The organism is Phocaeicola coprocola DSM 17136, assembly GCF_000154845.1.
Classification (GTDB): Bacteria; Bacteroidota; Bacteroidia; order Bacteroidales; family Bacteroidaceae; genus Phocaeicola; species Phocaeicola coprocola.
The window spans coordinates 1-6,305 of the sequence record NZ_DS981489.1; the positions used below are offsets into that span (position 1 = coordinate 1).

4 protein-coding genes and 1 pseudogene are annotated in these 6,305 nt (G+C 41.0%); all 5 read right to left on the reverse strand.

The features are described 5' to 3' along the window. Positions 1-296 (reverse strand): annotated as a pseudogene (locus tag BACCOP_RS19940) (transposase); the annotation flags it as partial. 228 nt (positions 297-524) lie between these two features. Further along, on the reverse strand, positions 525-1,643 hold the full coding sequence (locus BACCOP_RS12230) for a tyrosine-type recombinase/integrase (protein ID WP_007557695.1): 1,119 nt from the start codon (positions 1,641-1,643) through the stop codon (positions 525-527). Positions 1,644-1,774: 131 nt separating this feature from the next. Beyond that, on the reverse strand, positions 1,775-2,698 hold the full coding sequence (locus BACCOP_RS12235) for a helix-turn-helix domain-containing protein (protein WP_007569505.1): 924 nt from the start codon (positions 2,696-2,698) through the stop codon (positions 1,775-1,777). A gap of 323 nt (positions 2,699-3,021) precedes the next feature. Further along, positions 3,022-3,948 carry a hypothetical protein gene (locus tag BACCOP_RS12240; RefSeq protein WP_040312058.1) on the reverse strand — a complete coding sequence of 309 codons (927 nt, stop codon included), beginning with the start codon at positions 3,946-3,948 and terminating at the stop codon, positions 3,022-3,024. 1 nt (position 3,949) lies between these two features. Beyond that, positions 3,950-4,876, reverse strand: coding sequence for a type VI secretion system tube protein TssD (gene tssD / locus BACCOP_RS12245; RefSeq protein WP_118164622.1), 927 nt, complete (start codon positions 4,874-4,876; stop codon positions 3,950-3,952). Between the last annotated feature and the right edge of the window lie 1,429 nt (positions 4,877-6,305).

Consider the following 6,305-nt stretch of genomic DNA (forward strand, 5'->3'; position numbering starts at 1 on the left):
ATTACAGGCTTGTGTGCATCTTGGGACTGGTCTTCCTGAATTTCTGTGATTTCGGCAGGTGTCTTTTTCCTGCCGAACTTGATTCTGTAGATTTCGTATGTATCGAAAATGACTGTCTGGAAGGAGAAGTAGAGCAGCCACCCCAACAGGTTGCTGCACACAAAGACTATCAGCCTTACAAAGGTATCTTGGTTGAATTTCTCAGCGACAATCAGTGTCGCTATGGAAGATATTAGGAGGATGGCAAAGCCGACAAATCCTAAAATGATATGTTTGTCTTTTACGGACGGTTCCATATTCTTTGTCTTATTCGGTTGTTACTTGTTACTGTTTTCACAAATTTAATAGTCTTCTTTCAATTATTACTCATTATCCTTTGTCAGTGGTTTCTTTTTCAATGTTTTTCACCAAATGTCCGGAATCATACTCAATTATCATACTTTAAGTACCAACCAAAATAAAAGGAACGGTTAAAGCTCCAAACAATAACCGCTCCCTCTGAATATCATGGATTTTGAACCGCCTTACGCTTCCTTGCGTTTCAGGGTTATCTTGTCCACGACCTCGCACATCTGCTGTGCCGCCATCTTGGAATAAATCTGCGTGGTGGTAATGTTCTTGTGTCCCAGATAGGCTTGGATGACAGCCATGTCCGTACCCATTTCCACGTGCAGGCTTCCGAATGAATGCCGGGTGCAGTGAAAGGTTATCTTCTTGGTTATGCCTGCCGCCAAGAGCCAGCGTTTGAGTGGTCCTTGCAGCATCTTGTCCTTGAAACCGTCAAAGATAAGTCCCTCGTGCCGTTCCCCAAGCAGTCCGTAGGCTTCATCGCTGATGGGGTTGTGTACAATCTGTTTGGTCTTCTGCATACGGGTGGTCACGAACATCTTGCCGTTGGTGTACGGCTGTATCTGCTGCCAAGTGAGCTGCCTGATGTCGCTCTTTCTTAGTCCGGTCAGACAACCGAAAAGGAACGCCCTTTTCAATACCTCTTCCTCACAAGGCGTTTCGGCAAGCCGTATCAGTTCCTCTTGGCTCAGATGTTCCCTCATGGTGGGAATGCACTCGATGCGGTCTAAGAATCCGTTTGGGTTCTCCTTTATCTTCCTGTCCCGGTAGGCGGTGTGAAGTACCGCACGGAAAGCCGACCAGTAGCCCGCCGCAGAATTGATATGCAGCTTTTGGCTGGTGTGTATGGATTGTGGGGCGTTAAGCAGATATTCCATGAACTTGCGGCACAAATCCACGTCCACCTCCTCAAAGGTGCATTTGCCGTTCACGAACCGCTCGAAATGTTTATAGACGTGCTGCCACTTGATATTCTTCCTGTCTGCCAACCCCTTGAAGTAGGCGAGGAAATCGCCTTTCATCTTGGCTTTGTCAAAGAAGCCGTTGTTCTCGTTGAAGATGGCTTCATAACGCCTATTACGCAGTATCTCCGCTTTTTTCATCATGCGTGCGTTGAAATCACGCTCCTGCTGGTTGGCAGGTTTGGCGAAGATGTAAATTCCAAGAGCTTCACGTGTAATCACCTTCATGGTGGTGTTGTCACGGTAGCCGGGATAATAGTCCAGACACAGCGAATACTGTGTTCCGTTCTTAATCTTGCGCTTGCGCAAGGTAACTGTCTTGCATTTGCTCATATTGATGATGTTTTAAGTTGTACATTTTCGGGGGTGTTCCCGTGTTTACGGTGGCAAAGGAACAACGTGAAACAACCGTGAATACCTCCACGACAATCATTTTGAAATAATTTTCCGGCAATGTCGGTTGCTCACGGTTGTTTCTCCCTTTCAGCCATGACACGCTCCACATCGGAGCGTAAAAGCAGGTTTTTCACGCCTACTTTTATCTTTTCGATGTGCTTCACCTTGACGATATGGCTGATGTTGGCGGAGGAAAGCCCGTAAATCTGCCGGACTTGCTCCACGGTGTAGTAGCGTTCATCGTTCACGAGGTCTGTCCTGCGGAGTTCGTCCAGATGGGATTTGGAGTAATAGGTGCGCCCGTATTCTCTTTTGGTCGGTATCTTGTGGCGGTAGGCGTATGCCCGGAGTGCGGAGGGTTTCATGCCGAACAGTTCTTCCGCTTCTTCAATCAGGAGCCAATCGGTGATATTGCTTGTATCTATAGCCATACCGAAGAACTCGTCAACGTGTTTCTTGCTGTAATAGTTTTTCCCTGCGATGCGGCAGATGGGAATGCGGTTGCGCTTGGCTGTGGTATAGAGCCACGACTGCCTGACCTTGAAGAGCGACATCACCTCCTCGCCAGAATAGAAGTCCAGCACTTCATAGGTTTCCTTTTCCCTTTTTTCTTTTTTGGCAAGCGGGGAAGATGAAGCGGACTTTCTCGGAGTGGAAGTACTGCCGGGCAGGACACGGTGGTAGGGATTGCCCTCCAGCATCCGCTCGATGTCTGTCTTGCGGATAAACGCCATGCGGTTGCTGATACGTGAGGCTTTCAGTTTGCCGAGGGCTACGAGTTTATAGATGTACTGTCGGGAACAGCCCATGAGTACTGCTGCTTTGGAAAAGGTGAGATACTCCTGATGCTGTATCTCCATCAAGGGGCGGACAGCTTTGAAGAGGTTGTTCTTCTGTTCCGTTCTAGCTCGTTTGGCTTCCGCCTGACAAGCCTCGCTGCAATATTTCTGTACCCCGCTCCGGGTTACAAATGACTTGCTGCAAAAATGCATTTTCTGGTTGTTTTCATGCTGCTTTTATCGTTTACTGGTTCATTCCTTCAATCGTATATCTCTGAAATGGTGAACGGATGTAAACGGAGGTCAACCGTTGTCGCCTTTCTGCACAATGTTACTATTGCTGCATATCAGGGCGGTTGTTGTCGCTCATCGTAAACGGTTGTAAACCCTTGTCAACTGTCCGCACGATGTGGCAAAAAACAAGCTCCGCAAATTCTCCACGTCAGAAATACGTCTCAAAAATATGTGGAAATTTGGGAAGCATCAAAAAGCAGCCGAAAAGTGTTAATTTTTAGAATATTCTGATAGATAAAGACTTACGCTTGAATATTTCTGGTTATTTTTGGTTGTTTTGAGATTCTAAATACATAAGGATAAGGAATATATCTTCTCACTTTAGAAGTATTATTTTTGAAAAAGTTAGAATAAGTATTTTCTCCGACTTTTCCTAGCCCTATTCCAAAACCTAAATCAATCAAGAACTCATGAGTAGAAATTCCACCATCAAAAACAGTTTTTGTATTTCCTCTTAGATTCACATTAAAACTTGAACCAAATACAGCATTACATAAAAATGGTAATTTCATTGAACTAGCTAATGTGCTTACTAAATTAACATCATTCAAAGACTCATACATTGAATTAATAAAAGTTTTATTCTCTTCTGTGTATTTATATATTGTATTGCCTCCCCATTGTAGAGTAAAATCTGTTCCACCCATTAATAACATCGTATCAAAACTCAAGCCTTTTGGATAAAGCATTCTGCCTGTAATATTACTAAGTGTTCTTAAGTGTGTGGCAGAACGCATTATTGTATTTTGAACAGCCATTCCACCTCTCAACGAAGCTGCTTCTATGGAAGAAGCAATTCTACCTGCATATGTACTTCCTTTCAATAAAGCTCCACGTCCAAGCAATGCAGCCTGACGTCCAAATGAAGTTGCAGCGGCAAGTGATACACCAGCCGTGGATATTGCAGAGATAACGCCTGCTGCCGTCAAAGCAGCCTGAACAAACTGCTGTCCTGCTTCTTCCCTTGCCGCATTGAAAGCCAGATTGAAATAAAACTGTTTTTCCTCTAATGAAGTGGCATTTTTCATGCATTTTCTAAATAATGCAGGATTCCGGTGAAGTGCCATTCCCAATTGCCTGCGCATCCATCCCGGCATTTTGCCTTTCACTACCACTTCCGGCAGCTGGAAATGGTATTCATTCTTGTCATTTGTATTCTTATGTTCCATATCAGTCTTCAGCCCATTTACCATTGTTAAAATCTATATTCCCGAACTTCAGGGACTCCGGTGTGATAATCATTTCCAAAAGGATTCCATCGGTTGCGGCTGATACGGACTTTTTGTAGCTTATGCAATATGCGTTCTCAAAACGGATGGAAAGGACAGCACTGGACATCCCGTCAGGATTCCTGAATACTATATAGCCGGAATGTTTCTGCTTGTGCTTATACATTGCCCAATGGTTAAGCAGATAATTTGATGGATGATTCAGCGATATTGAAAACAAGCCTCCTTTTTCTTCCCAGGCGGGTTCTCCTTTATGATCTACACGTTGCATAAATTCTATGGAGAAAGAATCCAAACTATACGGCTTCTGTGCACTGTCCTCGTCAATCTCCATAAATGCCTTGATACATGGATCGACGACAATAGGAATTGCTTTGCTTGCATTAAATGTTGAGACGAATATAGATGCTGTCCGTTGTGGTTTGTCCCGGCTTTCCTGCCATTCATAATACAGCGTGTCTGAACCTAATGTGACATCTTCACCCTGCAATGTGAGTATGGTTGTGACAAGACCTTGTTCACCGAGCCCTTCATAAGAAAACTTCATTGAAATACATGCCGCATTGAGCAATTGCAATGTCTCTTCTGGTATACTTTCTTCCGACAAGTTCAATACTTCGAGTTGCACATTTAACCTTTCTTTACTCTTAAGAATCCATTTATGAAGATATTGGGGAGGAAATCCTCTGAATGCAACGGTAGCCATGCCACCAACGATAGGAGTGGAAGGTTTGCCGTTATCGCTGATGCCTCTGTCAAAAGAGTACTCCATGCTTTCTACTTCAAAGACATCCGTGAAGATAGCAGTACCGTCAGAATTTGTATTAAAAATGCTGCCAGTTCTCATTATTGTTTTGTATGCCGCCATAATAATATATTTAAAGTTCCAAAATGCAAGTACGGAAAAAATAGGGATATTCCAAAATTTATTGTCATAAAGATGAATATTTAACAGATAATTAAATAGGTAAGTTGTGTTTCTAAACATATCATAGATAAAAAATTAAGCGAACAATAGTTGTCTTTTTTTTCATTTTCATATCTTTGGTAAAAAGAAGACCATATTTGGATTCTTCCTGTGCTTATATGATAGAAAAAATGTTGCCAGAACACTATATTGAAGTAAAAAATACAGATGCATTAAATCATGCTTATACAAAAGGAGGAACAGTATGGAATTTGGTGCCGTTCTTAAAGAATTAACATACAAAAGCGTATGTCTTTTTTTATTTTCTCATATTCATTCTTCGCTGTTGCTTGCGTGGCACAACATGAAGAGGATAAAGCTATTGCTGTCAGTGAGATGTGTATTTTTAAGAAGGTGTTGTATAATATACCTATAGATTCAATAGATAGGCAGATTTATAAAGCAAGTTTTTTTAATAGACACAGGGGAAAATACTCGTATTGTCTTACAATATACGCATCAAATGGTACTATTAGCAAGGAAGGTTTAAAAAACAAACTAGATAGTATTGTGAAAACTATAACATTATTGATGAAAAGAGAGGATATTATACTATATGATTTTCAGATATACTATTATTCTGAAAATATGAATACAAGCTTTCATTATGAAATAGGTGAAAACTGAAAAAATCAATTAGTTCAATAAGCAAACTATATCAATAACCGATACAGTAAAAAATAAAATCGGCATATGGAAATTATACCTATGGATACTTGAATCTCATTGAAAATAAACTAAAATTCCCTTTTATGGATTTCCGACTTCGGAGGAAAATCCCCCGACCGTGAGAGAGGGCAAGTTGGTTTTTGTCTGGCAGAATACTTTCTGTCGGACAAAAACACAACTTGCTCTGTTCGTTTGAACAGAAAATCCACTTAAAGTGGATTGTGGCTCCATGCCCATTTATAGCTATAAAATAGAGTCATATTTACCTGATGAAAAATGTAAATATCAGTTTGTTTGTGGCAAACCTGTATGCAGAGTTGAATATCGTATGAATGGAGTGCCTGATATTTAGTTATTTGCCGAAATTTAAATATTCAATATTGAAAGTCTTATGCTGTATTGTACTATGGTATCCTGATTTACAGATATTACCTATCAATCTGTATCATATAATAGTATGTAGATTTTATAGTAAGGTTGTATGCGCTGCTTAATAAATACCGTAATATATTGATAATCAGTGTGTATATAAAATAAATTCTGTTGTAATATTGCAATAGTGTAATACCCTGACAACGTAATAACATAACATTGCTATAACATAATAACACAACAACATAATGCCCTAATAACATAATATGGAATCCACCACAGTGCGAGC